At 41.4% G+C, this 18,488-nt stretch carries 19 protein-coding genes; all 19 read right to left on the bottom strand.

From position 1 onward, the window contains the following. Positions 1 to 150: 150 nt before the first annotated feature. The 19 genes from hypE to DSBG_RS15810 all read right to left on the bottom strand — a co-directional run bounded on the left by hypE (position 151) and on the right by DSBG_RS15810 (position 18,286). The gene (gene hypE, locus DSBG_RS15900; RefSeq protein WP_068965269.1) at positions 151 to 1,155 is read right to left on the bottom strand and encodes a hydrogenase expression/formation protein HypE; all 1,005 of its coding nucleotides are present in this window, start codon (positions 1,153 to 1,155) and stop codon (positions 151 to 153) included. A 1-nt stretch (position 1,156) separates the two neighbouring features. Next, the gene (hypD, locus tag DSBG_RS15895; protein ID WP_068965268.1) at positions 1,157 to 2,260 is read right to left on the bottom strand and encodes a hydrogenase formation protein HypD; all 1,104 of its coding nucleotides are present in this window, start codon (positions 2,258 to 2,260) and stop codon (positions 1,157 to 1,159) included. Further along, positions 2,244 to 2,498: a HypC/HybG/HupF family hydrogenase formation chaperone gene (locus tag DSBG_RS15890; RefSeq protein WP_491005782.1), complete on the bottom strand. Its 255-nt coding sequence runs from the start codon at positions 2,496 to 2,498 to the stop codon at positions 2,244 to 2,246. Before DSBG_RS15890 ends, hypD begins: the two co-directional genes overlap by 17 nt. Further along, a complete protein-coding gene (gene tatC, locus DSBG_RS15885) occupies positions 2,473 to 3,195 on the bottom strand; it encodes a twin-arginine translocase subunit TatC (RefSeq protein WP_068965266.1) in 723 nt (240 codons plus the stop codon). Before tatC (DSBG_RS15885) ends, DSBG_RS15890 begins: the two co-directional genes overlap by 26 nt. A 13-nt stretch (positions 3,196 to 3,208) precedes the next feature. Further along, positions 3,209 to 3,961 carry a twin-arginine translocase subunit TatC gene (tatC, locus tag DSBG_RS15880; protein WP_068965265.1) on the bottom strand — a complete coding sequence of 251 codons (753 nt, stop codon included), beginning with the start codon at positions 3,959 to 3,961 and terminating at the stop codon, positions 3,209 to 3,211. A gap of 18 nt (positions 3,962 to 3,979) precedes the next feature. Continuing rightward, positions 3,980 to 4,225 (bottom strand): twin-arginine translocase TatA/TatE family subunit, encoded by a 246-nt coding sequence (locus DSBG_RS15875; protein WP_068965264.1) that lies wholly within the window; start codon positions 4,223 to 4,225, stop codon positions 3,980 to 3,982. Beyond that, positions 4,213 to 4,893 (bottom strand): hydrogenase nickel incorporation protein HypB, encoded by a 681-nt coding sequence (hypB, locus tag DSBG_RS15870; RefSeq protein ID WP_068965263.1) that lies wholly within the window; start codon positions 4,891 to 4,893, stop codon positions 4,213 to 4,215. The genes DSBG_RS15875 and hypB overlap by 13 nt, the downstream gene beginning before the upstream one ends. A 3-nt stretch (positions 4,894 to 4,896) precedes the next feature. Beyond that, on the bottom strand, positions 4,897 to 5,238 hold the full coding sequence (hypA, locus tag DSBG_RS15865) for a hydrogenase maturation nickel metallochaperone HypA (protein WP_068965262.1): 342 nt from the start codon (positions 5,236 to 5,238) through the stop codon (positions 4,897 to 4,899). Further along, on the bottom strand, positions 5,231 to 5,731 hold the full coding sequence (locus DSBG_RS15860; protein WP_068965261.1) for a HyaD/HybD family hydrogenase maturation endopeptidase: 501 nt from the start codon (positions 5,729 to 5,731) through the stop codon (positions 5,231 to 5,233). Before DSBG_RS15860 ends, hypA begins: the two co-directional genes overlap by 8 nt. 2 nt (positions 5,732 to 5,733) lie before the next feature. After that, positions 5,734 to 7,158: a nickel-dependent hydrogenase large subunit gene (locus tag DSBG_RS15855; RefSeq protein ID WP_068965260.1), complete on the bottom strand. Its 1,425-nt coding sequence runs from the start codon at positions 7,156 to 7,158 to the stop codon at positions 5,734 to 5,736. 27 nt (positions 7,159 to 7,185) lie between these two features. Further along, a complete protein-coding gene (locus tag DSBG_RS15850) occupies positions 7,186 to 8,061 on the bottom strand; it encodes a hydrogenase small subunit (protein WP_068965259.1) in 876 nt (291 codons plus the stop codon). A gap of 1,012 nt (positions 8,062 to 9,073) precedes the next feature. Further along, entirely contained in the window at positions 9,074 to 10,489 is a 1,416-nt protein-coding gene (gene hydG / locus DSBG_RS15845) for a [FeFe] hydrogenase H-cluster radical SAM maturase HydG (RefSeq protein WP_068965258.1), read from the bottom strand. Positions 10,490 to 10,491: 2 nt separating this feature from the next. Further along, positions 10,492 to 10,746 carry a TM1266 family iron-only hydrogenase system putative regulator gene (locus DSBG_RS15840; RefSeq protein ID WP_068965281.1) on the bottom strand — a complete coding sequence of 85 codons (255 nt, stop codon included), beginning with the start codon at positions 10,744 to 10,746 and terminating at the stop codon, positions 10,492 to 10,494. 303 nt (positions 10,747 to 11,049) lie between these two features. Continuing rightward, positions 11,050 to 12,792, bottom strand: coding sequence for an NADH-dependent [FeFe] hydrogenase, group A6 (locus DSBG_RS15835; protein ID WP_068965257.1), 1,743 nt, complete (start codon positions 12,790 to 12,792; stop codon positions 11,050 to 11,052). A gap of 23 nt (positions 12,793 to 12,815) precedes the next feature. Further along, positions 12,816 to 14,702: an NADH-quinone oxidoreductase subunit NuoF gene (locus DSBG_RS15830; RefSeq protein WP_068965256.1), complete on the bottom strand. Its 1,887-nt coding sequence runs from the start codon at positions 14,700 to 14,702 to the stop codon at positions 12,816 to 12,818. 29 nt (positions 14,703 to 14,731) lie between these two features. Continuing rightward, positions 14,732 to 15,265, bottom strand: coding sequence for an NADH-quinone oxidoreductase subunit NuoE family protein (locus tag DSBG_RS15825; protein ID WP_068965255.1), 534 nt, complete (start codon positions 15,263 to 15,265; stop codon positions 14,732 to 14,734). A 103-nt stretch (positions 15,266 to 15,368) separates the two neighbouring features. Continuing rightward, complete coding sequence (locus tag DSBG_RS15820; protein WP_068965254.1) at positions 15,369 to 15,851, bottom strand: HyaD/HybD family hydrogenase maturation endopeptidase; 483 nt, start codon at positions 15,849 to 15,851, stop codon at positions 15,369 to 15,371. A gap of 2 nt (positions 15,852 to 15,853) precedes the next feature. Further along, the gene (locus tag DSBG_RS15815) at positions 15,854 to 17,278 is read right to left on the bottom strand and encodes a nickel-dependent hydrogenase large subunit (protein WP_068965253.1); all 1,425 of its coding nucleotides are present in this window, start codon (positions 17,276 to 17,278) and stop codon (positions 15,854 to 15,856) included. 135 nt (positions 17,279 to 17,413) lie between these two features. Beyond that, complete coding sequence (locus DSBG_RS15810; RefSeq protein ID WP_068965252.1) at positions 17,414 to 18,286, bottom strand: hydrogenase small subunit; 873 nt, start codon at positions 18,284 to 18,286, stop codon at positions 17,414 to 17,416. Positions 18,287 to 18,488: the final 202 nt, after the last annotated feature.

Here is an 18,488-nt window from a genome sequence, read left to right as displayed (position 1 = left end):
ATATTCATAATGCACATCCTTTTTTAGATAACCTAACTAAAAGCTATCGTCCTGTATATGTAAAGCCCTCAACCTAAAGCAAGGCGGAGGGCTTAAGAATATTTTGCTGAGTTAATGCCGTATGCCGTATGCCGTTTACAGTTTACCGTTTTAACATATCCTGGGAAGTTGAAGCCCTGATGGCATATCAACGATTCTTTTTCCTCCAACAACAGTGTTTAAATATACTTTTTTACCCAATTCTTCAGTCACTCTACCGATGATCACGGCATTCGTCCCTAAGGGGTGTTTTCTCATAGCAGAAAGTACCTGCTCCGCCTGAGCTTCAGGTACGAAGGCACAGAACTTGCCTTCATTGGCAATATATAAGGGATCCAAGCCTAACATTTCCGCAGCACCTTTTACTTCCTCTTTCATAGGAAGGAGATTTTCTTCGAGGGCTATGGTTACATTGCTAAAGTCACTGATTTCATTGAGAACCGCTGCGGCTCCCCCTCTTGTAGCGTCCCTGATCACGTGAATCCCGTCGTAGACCTCGAGCATACAATCGACTAATGAATTCAAAGAAGCACAATCACTGATCAAGTTTCCCTCAAAACCAAGGTTGTTTCTTTCACATAATATGGTCATACCATGGTCTCCTAAAGTACCATTGACTATGATGACATCTCCCGGCTGGGCATTGGAACAATTTATATGGACATTTTCATAAATCCGACCAATTCCTGAAGTGTTGATATATATACCATCGACGTTGCCCTTTTCGACAACCTTTGTATCTCCAGCCACAATTTTTACCCCAGCTTTTGCCGCCTCTTCTGCCATGGTCTTAACAATAGTCTCTAAGTTGGCAATAGAAAAGCCCTCTTCAATAATAAAGGCGCTCGTTAAATATAGCGGTTTTGCTCCGCTGACGGCTAAATCGTTGACAGTTCCACAAATTGCAAGTTTGCCGATATTCCCACCAGCAAAGAAAATAGGATTGACCACAAAAGAATCTGTGGTAAAAGCTATTTTTCTAAAGTCTATATCTATTTGTGCTGCATCATTCATCTGGTTCAAGATATTGTTACCGAAATATTTAAAAAATAGATCGTTAATTAATTTGTTGGTTTGGATACCGCCACTTCCGTGACTAAGAGTAATGGTACTCATGTTACTCCTCCATCTTTCTGGGTTCTTTGTAATATCTAAAATAGGCCGCACAAGTGCCTTCTGACGATACCATGCAAGATCCAATTGGATTTTCCGGGGTACAAAGTTGCTTAAAAAGGGGACATTGCGTTGGATTTATTTTACCTTTCAGTATCTCGCCACATCGACATCCCGAACCACCATCATATTCTTCATAACAAATTTCAAAATGCTTAAGGGCATCAAAATCTTCGAACTGACGATTAAACTCTAGGCCACTTTTTGGAATTTTGCCTATTCCTCGCCAATTAGCGTCGACAATATTAAAAGCTGTGTTCATGTATTCTTTTGCTTTCGAATTGCCATCAGTTCTGACAATTCTTTTATAGTCATTCGAAATTCTAGGTTCCTTTTGGCTTATTAAACTGACTAAAGTATTTAAACCTTGAAGTATGTCTACGGGTTCAAAACCGGTCACTACTCCCGAAATATTAAAAGCCTTACTTAGAAATTCATAAGGTTCAGTTCCAATAATCGCACTGACATTCCCCGGCAATAAAAAACCGTCCAAGTTTAAATCCTTATCAGCAACGAGAGCTTCCATAGCAGGGGGTACAATTTTATGGGCTGTAAAGAAAAATAGATTACCTAAGCCGTTTTTTCTTGCCTCTATTGCGGTTACTGCAGTCATCGGGGCGGTCGTTTCAAAGCCTACTGCCAAAAAAATGATCTGTTTAGTCGGATTGTCTGCAGCAATACTGAGACAGTCCATAGGGGAATACACTATTCTGATATCTGCACCTTCAGCCTTTTTCTTAAGTAGAGAGCTTCTTCTACCCGGAACTTTCATCATATCCCCAAAGGTTGCCACAATGACATCCTCTCGACTTGCAAGTTCTAGAGCGGTATCGATATAGCTCTGAGGAGTAACACAAACCGGACAGCCTGGTCCCGATATTAAAGTCACATTGGCAGGAAGGACGTCTCTAATACCATACCGAAAAATTGCCATAGTATGTGTGCCACAGACTTCCATAATATTAATCTTCTGACGAGAAATAGTTTGCAAGTTTTCTACAAGTCGTTTGGAATAGTCGCTCGATCTAAATTCATCGACGAATTTCACATTCAGCCAACTCCTTTAGTATATCAAGTGTAATTTTTGCCTCTACTTCATCTATTTCTTGAATAGCACACCCTGCATGCACAAGCACATAGTCATCGACAGATACGTCAGGTGTAAGATGCAAAAAGACATTTCTTTTTAGATTTCCAACTTCGATAATCCCCATATCCCCATCAATGCTCAACACTCTTCCTGGAACGGCAAGGCACATACTAATCTCTCCCTTTTTTACGTTCATTAAAGTAAATTATCCAAATAGAGGCTTCATAAAATATCAAAATAGGAGCTGCAGCAGTGGCGAATGTCAATAACCCTGCGCCAGGGAGAAACAATCCTTCAACCATAAAAGCCCCGATGATAACGTATTTTCGGTATTTTCTAAGAAGTTTTGAATTGATTAGGGAGGTTTTCCCCAGCACTACTAATACGTAGGGAAATAGAAAAATAAGTCCCGTATATAAACAGAATATCCCTATGAAATTGAAGTACATGATACCACTGAGCGCCGGCTTCAAATAACTATTACCATACGATATAAGAAATCCTAGGGAATAAGGTAAGACCAGAAAAAATCCAAAGACGACACCTAGAGCAAATAATACTGAGATAATCAGTACATTTTTATATAATAATGTTTGCTCTCCTTTTTTTAGCCCTGGTCTCAGGAAAGCTAAAATTTGATAAATTGTAATAGGACTTGTAATGATTAACCCTGTAATCAAAGATACTTCAAGTCTTGAAACAAAACCATCGGTCAATTTAAAGAACACAAGCTTCATTTGGAATTTTGAGATAGGAATCATAAGTATTTCGATTAAAACATGAACTTGATTGTAAACAAGGATCGTCATAAAGAGAATGCCGATCAGAGAAATTATGATTCTTTTTCTTAGTTCATGTAAGTGATCGACCACAGACATTTCTGTGGTTTCCATTAGTTTCACCTCTTTAAGATGCCTCGCTATTCTTAATGTGACTCAACCGCTTATCTCTTTTTTCAAGGAAGACAATGGTCCAGATACTGATCTCATAAAGCACTAAAATTGGCATAGTAACTAGCAAATAAGTAAACACATCTAGGGCTGGAGAAATTACAGCTATCGTAAGTAACGATAACATAATGGCGACTTTACGTTTGCCTTTTAGCATTTTTGAAGTAACAATCCCTATTCTAGACAAGGCAATGAGGATTAACGGGAGTTCAAATATCAAACCTATACACAAAAGCAAGGTGCCGACAAAGGAAAAATATTCATCTCCAGATAGTGTCGGAGTCATAAAACCACTTCCGACCTCCATGAGAAACTTTATAGTTGAAGGCAGAATGAGTCTATAGCCGAAAGCCATGCCCCCAACAAAAAGGACAAACGAAAATGGGATGATCAAAAAAATCAATAATCGTTTCGTTTTCTTGGCTAGTTTTGTCCCCGTTTGCCGTAGGATCAATAATAAGATAACTGGCGAAGCTAGAACTAGACCCCCTAAAAATGAAACCCTCATTTTTGCCATAAAGCCTTCTGCTGGCGTCAGAAAATATAATTGGACACCATTTAGTGGTTTAATAAGGATACTAATCAATAAATCTGCTTTAAAATAAACAAGGGAGACTGCAACTACTAAAGTAAGAACGATCCAGACAATAACTTTCCTCATTCTCTCAACCCAGTGCGCAGCCTCAACAATCAATTCACTCTTTATCATCGTTTTACTCCTAAGATGTTATTTAACGTCCTCACTTTTAACATCTTCGATTTTGGCTTTCATGTTGGTTTCAGCTTTTACTTCCGCTTTAGCTTCTGTACTAGCTACAGTATTGTTCCCCCCCGTCAACTCCCCTGTAGCTTTTTTAAATTCCTTTAATGCTTCCCCTACGGCTTTACCCATGGCTGGTAATTTTCCTGGTCCAAAGAGTACAAGAGCAATGATAAGTATGACAATTAATTCTGGAAAACCTATTCTTGGCATGATACATTTCCTCCTTTTTTATTGTCTATTTGCTGACATAACCATGAACATAGTTCATCAATACCCTGATCTTTAACACATGACGTTTCAAAAATATTGGCATGAACATTAAGAGAGTTCATGTCTTGGTAAAATTCTTCTTTATTGAAATTCGTAAGTTCTAATAAATCAATTTTATTTAAAATAACAGCCCCACTGTTCTCAAACATTCGTGGATATTTCAACGGTTTGTCATTGCCCTCTGCGGTACTTAATACCGTGATTTTTATGTCTTCACCAAGGTCAAAAGCCGCTGGGCAGACTAAATTGCCGACATTTTCTATCACGAGCAAATCAACGTCGTCTAGGTTTAAAGAATCCAGAGAGCCCTTGATCATCTTTCCATCTAAGTGACAGGCTCCCCCTGTGTTGATCTGAACCACCGGGACCCCTTGTGCTTCGATTCTTTCCGCGTCCTTCGTTGTGTACAAGTCTCCTTCAATGACTGCAATACTTACTTTCCCTTTAAGTTTAGAGATTATCCTTTCCAGCAGGGAAGTCTTTCCAGATCCTGGGGAGCTCATCATGTTGATAACATAGATCCCTTTTTCATCGAGCAATCTTTTATTCTGTGAGGTTATCTCCTCATTGGTGTGGAGGATGTTGGCAACCACCTTAATTTCACTCATCGTTTAGTCTCCTTCAATGGTATTGACATAAAGCTCATACCCACTAACAATACTAGTACAGAACTTGTTGCAATTTGGACACAGCTTATTGAAATGTTCTATCGGGAATTCCAGGTTACAATCCTTACACTGCCCTAGCGCTTTCACATTTTCTATCTCCAACGTACATTCTTCCAACATGGTACCTTTACTACAACTGTCGAAAGCAAAATATAATGATTCCGGCATTATACCGGATAGTTCTCCAATTCTTAGAAAAACGTTATTAATTTTGGTTAGTTTATTCTCATAGGCCTTCTGGGTAACGATTTCAATTACGTTTTGAATAATAGAAACTTCATGCATACGTTTCACCCAATGCTGCTTCCGAGTCTAATGCTACCTCTGAGCCTAAGAGTAGTTCTTTCTTAATATGGGCAATCACTTCAGGAATTTTAGCATTCATAAGATCAGTCATGTCTAAATTTACGGCTATATTTTTGGGTTCGATACCAAAGATAACAACCTCAGGATATTGACCCAACAAATTAGCCATTTTCACAACATCCAAGATCTGAACATCATGAATAGAAAGGTTTTCTTTTTGATAATTCTTAATGTCTTCCGGTTTTATTTTGTAGATCGTGCCCGGTTCTAATCCTGCTCGCAAGCAATCGACAACAATAACCTTCTTATAGTCCAGAAAGTACCCCAGGGTATCGAGGGTGGAAGTGCCTCCATCTACTAATTCAATAGTCGATGGAAGCTTTTCATTCTCAAGTTGCCTTATGACATGAACTCCCACACCATCATCCTGGAGAAGAATGTTGCCAATTCCTATGATGACAGTGTCTTTCATAATTAAACTCCTAGGGGTTGGACCACAAAGTTGGACATTTCAATTCCTTCTGGAGACATCACATGAACGGAACATCCGGTACATGGATCGAAGGAGTGAACGATTCTTAAAAGTTCCACGGGTTGTGTAGTATCTACAACGCGAGTCCCAATTAGAGCCTTTTCAATCGGCCCTACATTGCCGGTATCATCCATAGGGGAAGCGTTCCAGCAAGTAGGAGTAACGATTTGGTATTTAGAAATTGCCGAATTTGCAACGGTTACCCAGTGACCGAGTGCTCCTCTTGGGGCCTCAGTTAAACCTATTCCTGTTCCAGAAACGGGAGCTGCTATTCCTAAACGGGGAGATCCGCTTACACCAGTAACCACTTGGTTCAACCAGGTTTGCATATTGGTAGCAATTTTATTAGTTTCTGTGTATCTTGCTAAGTGCCTGTCCATGACAGAAACACCGTGACGATAATCTCCGCTGACCCAAGTTCTAGCTAAGCTGCCAGCTTCGTAAGCGGTTCCATTGTATCTTGGAGCCTTTAACCAGGTGTAAGCGCCTGATTTTCCAAAGCTTGGAGTCGTAGACTCAGATGCCGGATTATAGCCTGATGGTGAAGAATACCAAGAATGTCCAACATATTCTTTGATATTTGTCTGTGTAAAGCTTCCTACCGTTCCATTAGTAACTGTTCCAGCAGGGAACAGCTTACTGCCCGAAGCATTTGTATCAAAGACTCCATAGGATATAAGATTGCCATATCCTTTGCCAACCGTATAGTAGTCACTATAAGCTGCTGCTAATTTGTTGACGTCAGATGCATACGTAGTTTGGATAAACGTAGCAATAGTATTTAAATAATTACGGAAATTTGTTATGTCTGTAGAAGAAGGTGATGATGTAACCCCACCTGGCACAACGTTGCCGACATGAGGAAGCTTTCCACCAAAGATTGCGCCCATTTCATGGGCTTGTCTTCTTATGGATAAAGCTGCAACATAATTATTAATCAATGATTGACTGTCTGTCGCGTTAAATCTGAAATCCTGCGTATAGCCAGGGGTCCAAGGGTGCATTTGTGGGCCTTGAACATAATCCAATAAGGCTAATTGGTAAAAGTGCAAAACATTACTCGCGATGAAGTTAGATCCCTGAATCAGGTTTCTTAATAATAAGCCCTGAAGACTTGGCGTATAACCTGCAGCTTGTTCAATAGCCTTTGAGGAAGCAATAGCGTGAGAAACTGGACAAACTCCACAAATTCGTTGGGTTAGAAAAGCTGCATCCTTAGGTACCCTTCCGACCAACATATTTTCAAAATCCCTATATAGGTTACCGGTTGCTTGAGCTGCCGTTACATTATTATTGGCATCAAGGGTTACTGAAACTTTTAAATGCCCTTCGAGTCTAGTAATCGGATCTAATACTAATGTACTCAATTTTGCTTCATCCCTTCCTGTAATAGATTAGTCATCATAATGACCACTTAATAGAGGACTTGTTGGGAAAGTAGGATTGGAACATCCTATACAAGCATAGTTAGCATGAACACACCATGATTGTCCATTATTCCATTTCAGTGTAGAACATACATTTTGACAGCCAGGTCCCATACAACCTCTTTCTTCAAAACAACCGTCTTTATCCCTTCGCTCACATGTAGAATGAACCGTTGCTCCAAAAAATTTAGTAGGTCGGTTATTTGAATCAAGTGTCGGTATGCCAGTGAGAATTAAATCTAAAAGTGTTTGAATGAGCACAGTTGGATGAACCGGACATCCGGCTAGATTAACCACAGGTTTGGAAATCTTTCCGCTAAGTATAGAGCTGACGCTTGAATTACCCGTAGCATTCGGAGCGGCAGCCGAAACTCCCCCAAAGGATGCACAAGTTCCTGCTGCAACAACGTATTTAGCCATTGGTCCATATTTCAAGACAGCTTGCTGCATCGTTAAAGGAGTTCCATTAACTTCTCCAACGACACAATAGTTTCCATTGGCACCGGTTGGAACTGCACCTTCGACCACGAGAATGAACTGGCCATTGTATTGAGTTGCTGCTTGGTCTAAGGTTTGCATAGCTAGGTCACCGGAAGCGGTCATTATGGTGCTGTTGTACTTCATACTGATTTTGTTTAAGAGCACATTGTCAATAGTGGTTGGATTAGTAACATTTAACATCGATATTGTACAGCCTGAGCACCCCGCTCCTTGAAGCCAAATGATTGGGGGATCTGTTTCTGCCGCCAGTACATTGTTGACATGATCGAGATTAAATTCTACATTTAGGGCTACTGCTGCTACGACGGTCCATGCTAGAAAATCTCTTCTACTTATTTTCATAATGTCCCTCCTTAATATATTGAAACCGGTTAACGGTTTCCTAACTAAACTAACAAGGTTACTTGTAGCGCTGTGAGATATAGCAGAAAATTGGCTAGCAGTAATTTAACTGCTGCTTATAGAATTTATAAAGAAATATTTCACAAGTACGTTTGCGCAAATTTTCAATCTATACCCCTCACCTCCAAAATCTTTTCAACAGGGAATTATTTTTCGCCCTTCTAGGGCTTATTAATAACCGAGTAAAGTGGGAGACTTCTTCTATCTCGGTTGCTCCCATGTAAGTTAAATCTTGCAAATATCACAACTTATCTTTGGTAAAATATGTTAATACTGGTTTATTGCGCCCTCTAATCCAATGTGGATAAGGCGGAGGGTTTAAAACCCTGGCCAGTGACCATTGATTATGGTAAATTAGACTATTGTTGGTTGTATTGATTTATGTTAGTTAATGTTGCTAATTTTCAAGATAAACTTCTGGTCGTAACCAAGTATACCAAACATAACTCAACATAACCAAACTTCTTTGTCATTATAAACTAAACCGTGAGGAATTTGCAATAGATTATCGAGAATTAACTATTTTTTGGATTTGTTCAATCTGAACACCCTGCTCCTTTAAGCCAAATAATATGCGGATCTGTTTCTGCTGCAAACTGCAAGAACATTGTTGACATTATCAAGGTTACATTTAGGGCTGCTGCTACTGCGACGGGCCATGCTAGAAAATCTCTTCTACTATTTTCATAATGTCCCTTCTTAAACTATTGGAACCCGTGACGGCTCCTTTCAATAATAATAACACAATAGTGTTATTATTATGTTATTATTATATTAACTTTATGTTAAAAATAATAATAACATTGTAATTTACATTTGCAAATTGTTGTTTCAATATTTAAGCATTAGAATTAATTAAACATTAATCATTGTCATTTAATGTCATTAAATGCTATTAAATAATTTCAAAGATTTAAACAATTCCTTTAACCAGTAGTTAACTGATGTCACTTTAGAACCTCAAATCTCTCTCACCAGCTTCAATTCTTTTCAGTTTCTCTTTGGCCGCTTCTCTAGCTGCTTCTTTAGGAATATCCAACAAGCCCTTTTCGATAACTTTTTGACCTAATTCCTTCATCTCATCATCAGCATAGTCTAAAAGAAATTCTCTAAAGGTAAGTAACGCATTCGGTTGACAAACATTACCTATTTGTCCCGCCTTAGCCAAAGCCATAAACCGATCCCCGGTTCTTCCTTCTCTATAGCAGGCGGTACAATAGCTTGGTATATAACCACTTTCACATAAACTCTTAATGACTTCCATCGGCGAGCGATGATCGGCCACTTCAAATTGCGGCTTTTCCTCCGTGTTATCAATTCCATGTTCCTTCGAGTAGGCGCCGACTCCAGTACATGAGCCAGCACTGAACTGGGAAATCCCTAGGGCGAGTACTTCTTCCCTAAAACCAGCTTCTTCTCTTGTCGATAAGATCATTCCGGTATAGGGAACTGCCAATCTTAAGACCGCGACTAATTTCTTGAATTCATCATCCGTTACAAGGTAGGGAAGATCATTAAGATCCACTCCCTCAGCTGCCCTCAGTCTGGGGACTGAAATTGTGTGCGGACCAACTCCGAAGGCTTCCTCGAGATGTTCAGCATGCATTAGCATGGCTATGGTTTCGTATTTGTGGTCATACAAGCCATATAACACGCCGATACCGACATCTCCAATTCCGGCTTCCATGGCCCTGTCCATTGCCGTAGTATGCCAATTATAATTATGTTTTGGACCCGTCGGATGCACTTTTTCGTAAACTTCCTGATTATACGTCTCCTGGAATAAAGTGTACGTACCAATATCAGCATCTTTTAAGCGTTTATAATTCTCAACGGTCGTCGCGGCCACGTTGATATTAATTCGCCTTATACTCCCATTATCAAATTTCAAAGAGTATATTTTCTTTATGCATTCAATCACATAATCCAAGGAGCAATTAATAGGATCTTCTCCAGCCTCTATGACAATTCTTTTGTGTCCTAAGGATTCTAGTATTTTCACTTCCTCTTCCAATTGTTCCATCGTCAGTTTACTTCTCTTCAGACTCTCATTACAAGTCTGATATCCACAGTAGACACAGCCATTGACACAATAACTACTAATATAGAGTGGCGCGAATAAAACGATTCTCTTGCCATAAATTTTTTCCTTAATTTCTTTGGCGGTTTTAAACATTTCTGCCAGAACGTTTTTATCATTAATATTTAAGAGTACAGCTGCTTCTCTATGTGTTAATCCTTGACAAGTCTTTGCCTTTTCAAGGATTGCTCTGACTATGTCTTTTTCCTTGGCCTTTTCAATTCCTTCGTCCAAGGAGTTCCATATTTCTTCATCAATAATAAAATCCTTCGCTAAATACTCTTGCATGTTTATTCCTCCAATTTTTTTGTTAAGGCTGATTTTACATTTACCCCTTTAATTTTTCCTAATCTGCCCGTCATTGCGCTTATTTCATCCGAATTCCCCTCAACGATCAAGGAGATAATTGATATACCCCTTTCCTTACGTGGTATTCCCATTCTTCCGACTATAATGCTCGCCAATTCATGCAACGTTTCATTTACCTTACTCGCGCTTTCAAATTCTTCAATCACGATGCCTATGACGCCTATTCTCTTATCCATGTTTTTTATTTCCTCCAAATTAAGAAAAACCTCCTTACAACTGTAAGAAGGCATTAGCAATTTAACCCTTCTCCTTTTGCTCAGAATAATCCTTACAATCAGGTGTAATTTTATGGTTTATGAGATCCACTATGCCGGATACTTCCAACACAACAGATAAATTTAAACTTAAGTATTTTTTGCCAAATCTAACCGACACCCTTGCCTGTAACAGTAGCTATGGCTACTACTAAAGGCAAGCAATGCAATCACGATTGGGTTTTCGAACTTTTGTTCCATTGCCCTATGAAATTTATGCTTCGACTAGATTTTCTTTCGTCTCGTATAGCTAGTATGCAGTAATTGATGCGCTTTTTTCCCGTAGGGTTCGCCTAAAAAGTCTTTATACATACCAATAATAGCCAGATTTTCATGCGACTTACGCAAGGGCTTGGCACGGTCTTCGCGGTAAATGGCGGCAGCTCGATCTTTAAGAATCTCCATGTTTCCATGGTGATAGGGTTGTCCACCGCCCCCGATACACCCACCCGGACAGGCCATAATCTCGATCACATCATAATTAATTTCCCCAGCTTGGATTTTCTCCAGAACAGTACGGGCATTACCCAGACCATGGATGACAGCAATCCGATAATCGCGACCAGCTATTGGGATGACCGCCTCCTTGATTCCATCCATTCCCCGGAGAACCTCAAACTCCACTTTTTCCAAAGTTTCACCGGTTAGCACCTCGTAGGCCGTCCGCAGGGCCGCTTCAAGAACTCCGCCTGATGCTCCAAATATGACGGCAGCACCAGTCGATTCCCCCAAGGGATGATCAAACTCTCGGTCTTTGAGATGATCAAAACGAATGCTGGCTTCCCTGATCATGCGAGCTAGTTCGCGTGTGGTGATAACGATGTCCACATCCGCAGTTTCTGCACCTTGCATAAGTTCAGGACGCGCCGCTTCATATTTTTTGGCAACGCAGGGCATCACGGAAACAACGGTAATCGATTTGGGATCAATGCCCAACGTTTTAGCATAATAGCTTTTGGTTAAGACTCCCAACATTTCATGAGGAGATTTGCAGGTTGAAGGAATGTCTAAGAGATCTGGAAATTGATGCTCGAAAAATTTGACCCAGGCAGGACAGCAACTAGTGAGAAGAGGCAGACGCCCGCCATGTTTTATGCGGTGAACAAGCTCTGATGCTTCCTCCATAATCGTCAGGTCAGCAGCAAAATCCGTATCAAAGACGCGATCAAAACCAAGTCGTCGAAGAGCGGAAACCATTTTGCCCGTGACAATCGTTCCCGGCTCTAAACCGAATCCCTCCCCCAGAGCGACCCGTACGGCTGGTGCTGTTTGGACGACGACAAATTGGTTGGGATCGTTGAGGGCTTTCCATACTTTGTCTACTTGATCCAGTTCAGTTAAAGCGCCTGTTGGGCATACCGCCAGACACTGTCCGCAGAACGTACAAGCGGTTTGGTTAAGAGGTAAATCGAAGGCTGTTTTAACCACCGTCTCGAAACCACGCCCTACGGCAGAGTATACGCCAACCGTTTGTACATCGTTGCACATTGTTTCACAACGGCGGCAGCGAATGCATTTGTTAGGATCTCGGACAATGGAAGAACTCGATTGGTCAATTTCAAACTCAGATTCTACCCCTTCATAACTAATCGTCCGCACGCCTAATTCCGCTGCGAGAATTCTAAGATCACAGTCCATATTTTTGGGGCAGGTTAAACAAGATTTAGGGTGGTCAGAAAGTAAAAGTTCAACCATTGCTCGTCTGGCCTGGATAGCACGTAGGGAATCAGTTTTAATAACCATGCCACTTGCGACTGGAGTTGAACAGGCAGAGGCCAGATTACGTCGACCCTCAACTTCGACCACACAAACTCGGCAGGAAGCGATGTTATTATTAAGTTTCATTTCATGAAGATTGAGGTGACATAAGGTAGGAATGTCAATTTTCACGGTTCGAGCAGCCTCTAAGATGGTCATTCCTTCTGGTATATTAAGGGTTATATCATTAATGGTCAGCTGTATATCCATACAGGTTCCTCCTTCAGGGTAACTTAATGGTGGATGATGGCACCTACAACGCGACATTGCTCCATGCATGCTCCACATTTCAGGCAGTGTTCTTGGTCGACGACGTGGCGTACCTTAAGTGAGCCAGTGATGCAATTGCCTGGGCATTTCTTCGCGCAAAGGGTACACCCTACGCACTTCTCCGTGATTTCATACTTCAATAAACTCTTACATACGCCCGCCGGACAGGCTTTGTCGACAACATGGGCAAAATATTCATCGCGGAAGTACTTTAATGTGGAAAGAATAGGATTGGGAGCTGTTTGCCCCAGTCCGCAAAGGGCTGTGTCCTTAATAATGTTAGCCAGTTTCTCCAACTGAGCCAAATCCTCTAACGTCCCCTTGCCTTCCGTAATTTTCGTCAGGATTTCATGAAGCCGTTTGGTGCCGACCCGACAGGCGGTACAACGACCACAGGATTCATCCACTGTGAATTCGAGGAAGAACTTAGCGATATTAACCATACAATCACTTTCATCCAAGACAATGAGCCCTCCAGAGCCCATCATGGAACCAATGGCGCTTAAGGACTCATAATCAATGGGGGTATCTAAATACTTGGTCGGAATACATCCGCCAGCGGGGCCTCCGGTTTGTGCAGCTTTGAATGTTTTATGATGCTTAATCCCCCCGCCAATGTCAAAGATAATTTGCCGAAGGGTTGTCCCCATGGGAACTTCCACAAGCCCGACATTGTTGACTTTGCCGGCTAAGGCAAAAACTTTCGTCCCTTTGCTTTTTTCCGTACCGATCCCGGCAAACCAATCGGCTCCCTTTAAAATAATCGGGGGGATATTGGCCAATGTTTCCACATTGTTGACACAGGTGGGTTTACCCCATAGCCCCTGCTGGGCAGGAAAGGGAGGCTTAACGGAAGGTTCCCCACGGGTCCCTTCGATGGAATGAATCAAGGCTGTTTCTTCCCCACAAACAAAGGCCCCTGCACCGTATTTAAGCTCGATGTCAAAACATAAATCACTGCCCAAAATCCCTTCGCCCAGTAAACCGTATTCCCGGGCTTGCGCAATCGCAATTTGCAAACGATGAATAGCTAAAGGATATTCTGCTCGAATATAGATGAAGCCCTGGGTGGCCCCGATCGTAGAACCCGCAATGATCATGGCTTCTAATACACTATGAGGGTCCCCTTCCAAGATGGAACGGTCCATAAAGGCACCCGGATCCCCTTCATCGGCATTGCAAATAATATATCGCTGATCAGCCTGACTTATACGCGTCATTTCCCATTTTATACCAGTAGGAAATCCACCGCCACCACGTCCCCGGAGACCGCTTTTTTTAAGCTCGTCGATGACCGAGATAGGATCCATCAGAAACAGAATTTTTGCCAAGGCTTGATAACCGTCTGCAGCGATATATTCGTTAATGTTCTCAGGTGTGATCTTGCTACAGTTTCGTAAGGCAATACGAAGTTGACTATGGTAAAAGGGAAGCTCGCAGGCATACCGTTTTTCCGTGTTCGGATCCATATAGAGAAGGCGTTCTACTTGCTCCCCTTGAATAAAGTGTTCTTGGACGATGTCAACGACATCGTTGGTTGAAACTTCAATATAGAGGGTATTATCGGGGTGAATTTCAATCATCGGCCCCTTTTCACAGAAACCAAAACAACCTGTCATGAACACTTTAACCTGATCCGATAATCCGCGCCGATTAAGTTCTTGTTCAAGACATTCAGCGATTTTAGGACTTTCTGAGGAGCTACAGCCAGTTCCTCCGCAAACCATAATGTGCCGCGGCAGACCTTGAGCGTCCTTAATTGTGATAGGTTCAGTTACGTGTCGTGTTTTGAAAATTTTGCAATTTTGGTCTTTTAATGCATTCAATGCATCGGTATTATTGAGTTTCATATGGTTTTTCCCTTCCTTCGGTGACCGCTTCATGCATATTTCAAAGTACTTTGCAAGCGTTGATTGCTCGGGGCTTTACTTTCCGGGCGGTACTTTGCTAAGACCTCGTGAATTTCCTGTGCTGTGTTCAGGCAACCATGGACTTGGCCATCGACGATCATAACTGGAGCGAGGCCACAGGCTCCAACACAGCGCAGAGTTTCTAGTGTAAAGAGATTATCTGGAGTGGTTTCTCCAGCTTTAATTTTTAGCTGATCTTCAAGTTTATCTTTTAATTTATCTGCTCCTCGTACAAAACAAGCGGTGCCTGTGCATATGCTAACAACGTGTTCCCCCCTAGGGACCATGGTGAAAAATGAGTAGAAGCTCACAACACCATAGACTTTTGCTGAAGGTATATCAAGCTTCTGCGCGATATGCCACTGTACATTATCGGGTAGGTATCCATATATTTCTTGAGCGTAATGCAGGACCCCAATAAGGTTTTCCTTTTTGTAGGTCAGGCTATCGATATAGTCATCTAGCTTTTGGACAAACTCATTTGTCGTAGTGGTGTCACACATGGAAATCCTCCTTTATTAAAACATTAATGTAGGCTACTTTTGCACCTCTCAAATCACAATCCTGACACTGCCTAATGCACTCACGTTTTGGATAATGGAAGCTTCATGCATACGTTTCACTGAATGCTACTTCCGCGTCTAAGAGTAGTTCTTTCTTAATATTGGAAATCAGTTCAGGAATTTTAGCCGTCATAAAATCGGTCATAGTCAAATTCCACGCTATGGTTTGGGGCTCTATCCCAAAGATAATCACCTCAGGATATTTATCCAACAAATTAGCCATTTTCACAACATCCAAGATCTGAACATCATGGGTCGAAAGGTTTTCCTTTTGATAAATCTTAATGTCTTCCGGTTTTATTTTGTAGATCGTGCCCGGTTCTAATCCTGCTCGCAAGCAATCGACAACAATTACCTTTTTATAGTCCAGAAAGTACCCCAGGGTATCGAGGGTGGAAGTGCCTCCATCTACTAATTCAATAGTCGATGGAAGCTTTTCATTCTCAAGTTGCCTTATGACATGAACTCCCACACCATCATCCTGGAGAAGAATGTTGCCAATTCCGATGATGACAGTGTCTTTCATAATTAAACTCCTAGGGGTTGGACCACAAAGTTGGACATTTCAATTCCTTCTGGAGACATCACATGAACGGAACATCCTGTACATGGATCGAAGGAGTGAACGATTCTTAAAAGTTCCACGGGTTGTGTAGTATCTACAACGCGAGTCCCAATTAGAGCCTTTTCAATCGGCCCTACATTGCCGGCATCATCCATAGGGGAAGCGTTCCAGCAAGTAGGAGTAACGATTTGGTATTTAGAAATTGCCGAATTTGCTACGGTTACCCAATGACCGAGTGCTCCTCTTGGGGCCTCTGTTAAACCTATTCCGGATCCAGAAACGGGAGCTGCTATTCCTAAACTGGGAGAGCCACTTTGACCAGCAACCACTTGGTTCAACCAGGTTTGCATATTTGTGGCAATTTTATTGGTTTCTGTATATCTTGCTAAGTGCCTGTCCATGACAGAAACACCGTGACGATAATCTCCGCTGACCCAAGTTCTAGCTAAACTACCAGCTTCATAAGCAGCTCCATTGTATCTTGGAGCCTTTAACCAGGAGTAAGCGCCTGATTTTCCAAAGCTTGGAGTCGTAGACTCAGATGCTGGATTAATACCTGATGGCGAAGAATACCAAGAATGTCCGACATATTCTTGGATACTTGTCTGCGTAAAGCTTCCTACCGTTCCATTAGTAGCCGTTCCTGCAGGGAATAACTTACCGCCGGAAGTATTGGTATCAAAGACCCCATAGGATATAAGATTGCCATATCCTTTGCCAACCGCATAATAGTCACTATAAGCTGCTGCTAATTTGTTGACGTCAGATGCATACGTAGTTTGGATGAACGTAGCAATAGTATTTAAATAATTACGGAAATTTGTTATGTCTGTAGAAGAAGGTGACGATGTAACCCCACCTGGCACAACGTTGCCGACATGAGGAAGCTTTCCACCAAAGATTGCGCCCATTTCATGGGCTTGTCTTCTTATGGATAAAGCTGCAACATAATTATTAATCAATGATTGACTGTCTGTCGCGTTAAATCTGAAATCCTGCGTATAGCCAGGGGTCCAAGGGTGCATTTGTGGGCCTTGAACATAATCCAATAAGGCTAATTGGTAAAAGTGCAAAACATTACTCGCGATGAAGTTAGATCCCTGAATCAGGTTTCTTAATAATAAGCCCTGAAGACTTGGCGTATAACCTGCAGCTTGTTCAATAGCCTTTGAGGAAGCAATAGCGTGAGAAACTGGGCAAACTCCACAAATTCGTTGGGTTAGAAAAGCTGCATCCTTAGGCACCCTTCCGACCAACATATTTTCAAAATCCCTATATAGGTTACCGGTTGCTTGAGCTGCCGTTACATTATTATTGGCATCAAGGGTTACTGAAACTTTTAAATGCCCTTCGAGTCTAGTAATCGGATCTAATACTAATGTACTCAATTTTGCTTCATCCCTTCCTGTAATAGATTAGTCATCATAATGACCACTTAATAAGGACTCATTAGGAAAGTAGGATTGGAATATCCTATGCAAGCATAGTTAACTCCAATGCACCATGTTTTCCGTTATTCCATTTCAGTCATAATGACCATTTAATAGAGGACTTGTTGGGAAAGTAGGATTGGAACATCCTATACAAGCATAGTTAGCATGAACACACCATGATTGTCCCTTATTCCATTTCAGTGTAGAACATACATTTTGACAGCCAGGTCCCATACAACCTCTTTCTTCAAAACAACCGTCTTTATCCCTTCGCTCACATGTAGAATGGACCGTTGCTCCAAAAAATTTAGTAGGTCGGTTATTTGAATCAAGTGTCGGTATGCCAGTGAGAATTAAATCCAAAAGTGTTTGAATGAGCACAGTTGGATGAACCGGACATCCGGCTAGATTAACCACAGGTTTGGAAATCTTTCCGCTAAGTATAGAGCTGACGCTTGAATTACCCGTAGCATTCGGAGCGGCAGCCGAAACTCCCCCAAAGGATGCACAAGTTCCTGCTGCAACAACGTATTTAGCCATTGGTCCATATTTCAAGACAGCTTGCTGCATCGTTAAAGGAGTTCCATTAACTTCTCCAACGACACAATAGTTTCCATTGGCACCGGTTGGAACTGCACCTTCGACCACGAGAATGAACTGGCCATTGTATTGAGTTGCTGCTTGGTCTAAGGTTTGCATAGCTAGGTCACCGGAAGCGGTCATTATGGTGCTGTTGTACTTCATACTGATTTTGTTTAAGAGCACATTATCAATAGTGGTTGGATTAGTAACATTTAACATCGATATCGTACAGCCTGAGCACCCCGCTCCTTGAAGCCAAATGATTGGGGGATCTGTTTCTGCCGCCAGTACATTGTTGACATGATCAAGATTAAATTCTACGTTTAGGGCTACTGCTGCTGCGGCTGTCCATGCTAGAAAATCTCTTCTACTTATTTTCATAATTGTCCCTCCTTAAACTATTGGAACCCGTGATGGTTTCTATTGATAAATAATAACACGTTATAATGTTAATAGTGCTGTTTAAATATTATTTTTACGTTAACTCTACGTTAAATATTATATATATTATTTACTATCAAAGTTTAAGGTAATTATGCAGCAATTTGAGTTTACAAATGTTGTTTTATTGTAAACAAAGCGT

The organism is Desulfosporosinus cupriresistens, assembly GCF_001707885.1.
Classification (GTDB): domain Bacteria; phylum Bacillota; class Desulfitobacteriia; order Desulfitobacteriales; family Desulfitobacteriaceae; genus Desulfosporosinus.
This window is presented reverse-complemented; position numbering and strand designations above follow the sequence as displayed.

Coding starts and splice junctions, on each gene's coding strand:
- hypE (WP_068965269.1), bottom strand. CDS start 1,155: ATGAGTACCATTACTCTTAGTCACGGAAGTGGCGGTATCCAAACCAAC.
- DSBG_RS15890 (WP_491005782.1), bottom strand. CDS start 2,498: ATGAACGTAAAAAAGGGAGAGATTAGTATGTGCCTTGCCGTTCCAGGA.
- tatC (WP_068965266.1), bottom strand. CDS start 3,195: ATGGAAACCACAGAAATGTCTGTGGTCGATCACTTACATGAACTAAGA.
- tatC (WP_068965265.1), bottom strand. CDS start 3,961: ATGATAAAGAGTGAATTGATTGTTGAGGCTGCGCACTGGGTTGAGAGA.
- DSBG_RS15875 (WP_068965264.1), bottom strand. CDS start 4,225: ATGCCAAGAATAGGTTTTCCAGAATTAATTGTCATACTTATCATTGCT.
- hypB (WP_068965263.1), bottom strand. CDS start 4,893: ATGAGTGAAATTAAGGTGGTTGCCAACATCCTCCACACCAATGAGGAG.
- hypA (WP_068965262.1), bottom strand. CDS start 5,238: ATGCATGAAGTTTCTATTATTCAAAACGTAATTGAAATCGTTACCCAG.
- DSBG_RS15860 (WP_068965261.1), bottom strand. CDS start 5,731: ATGAAAGACACTGTCATCATAGGAATTGGCAACATTCTTCTCCAGGAT.
- DSBG_RS15850 (WP_068965259.1), bottom strand. CDS start 8,061: ATGAAAATAAGTAGAAGAGATTTTCTAGCATGGACCGTCGTAGCAGCA.
- hydG (WP_068965258.1), bottom strand. CDS start 10,489: ATGCAAGAGTATTTAGCGAAGGATTTTATTATTGATGAAGAAATATGG.
- DSBG_RS15840 (WP_068965281.1), bottom strand. CDS start 10,746: ATGGATAAGAGAATAGGCGTCATAGGCATCGTGATTGAAGAATTTGAA.
- DSBG_RS15835 (WP_068965257.1), bottom strand. CDS start 12,792: ATGGATATACAGCTGACCATTAATGATATAACCCTTAATATACCAGAA.
- DSBG_RS15830 (WP_068965256.1), bottom strand. CDS start 14,702: ATGAAACTCAATAATACCGATGCATTGAATGCATTAAAAGACCAAAAT.
- DSBG_RS15825 (WP_068965255.1), bottom strand. CDS start 15,265: ATGTGTGACACCACTACGACAAATGAGTTTGTCCAAAAGCTAGATGAC.
- DSBG_RS15820 (WP_068965254.1), bottom strand. CDS start 15,851: ATGAAAGACACTGTCATCATCGGAATTGGCAACATTCTTCTCCAGGAT.
- DSBG_RS15810 (WP_068965252.1), bottom strand. CDS start 18,286: ATGAAAATAAGTAGAAGAGATTTTCTAGCATGGACAGCCGCAGCAGCA.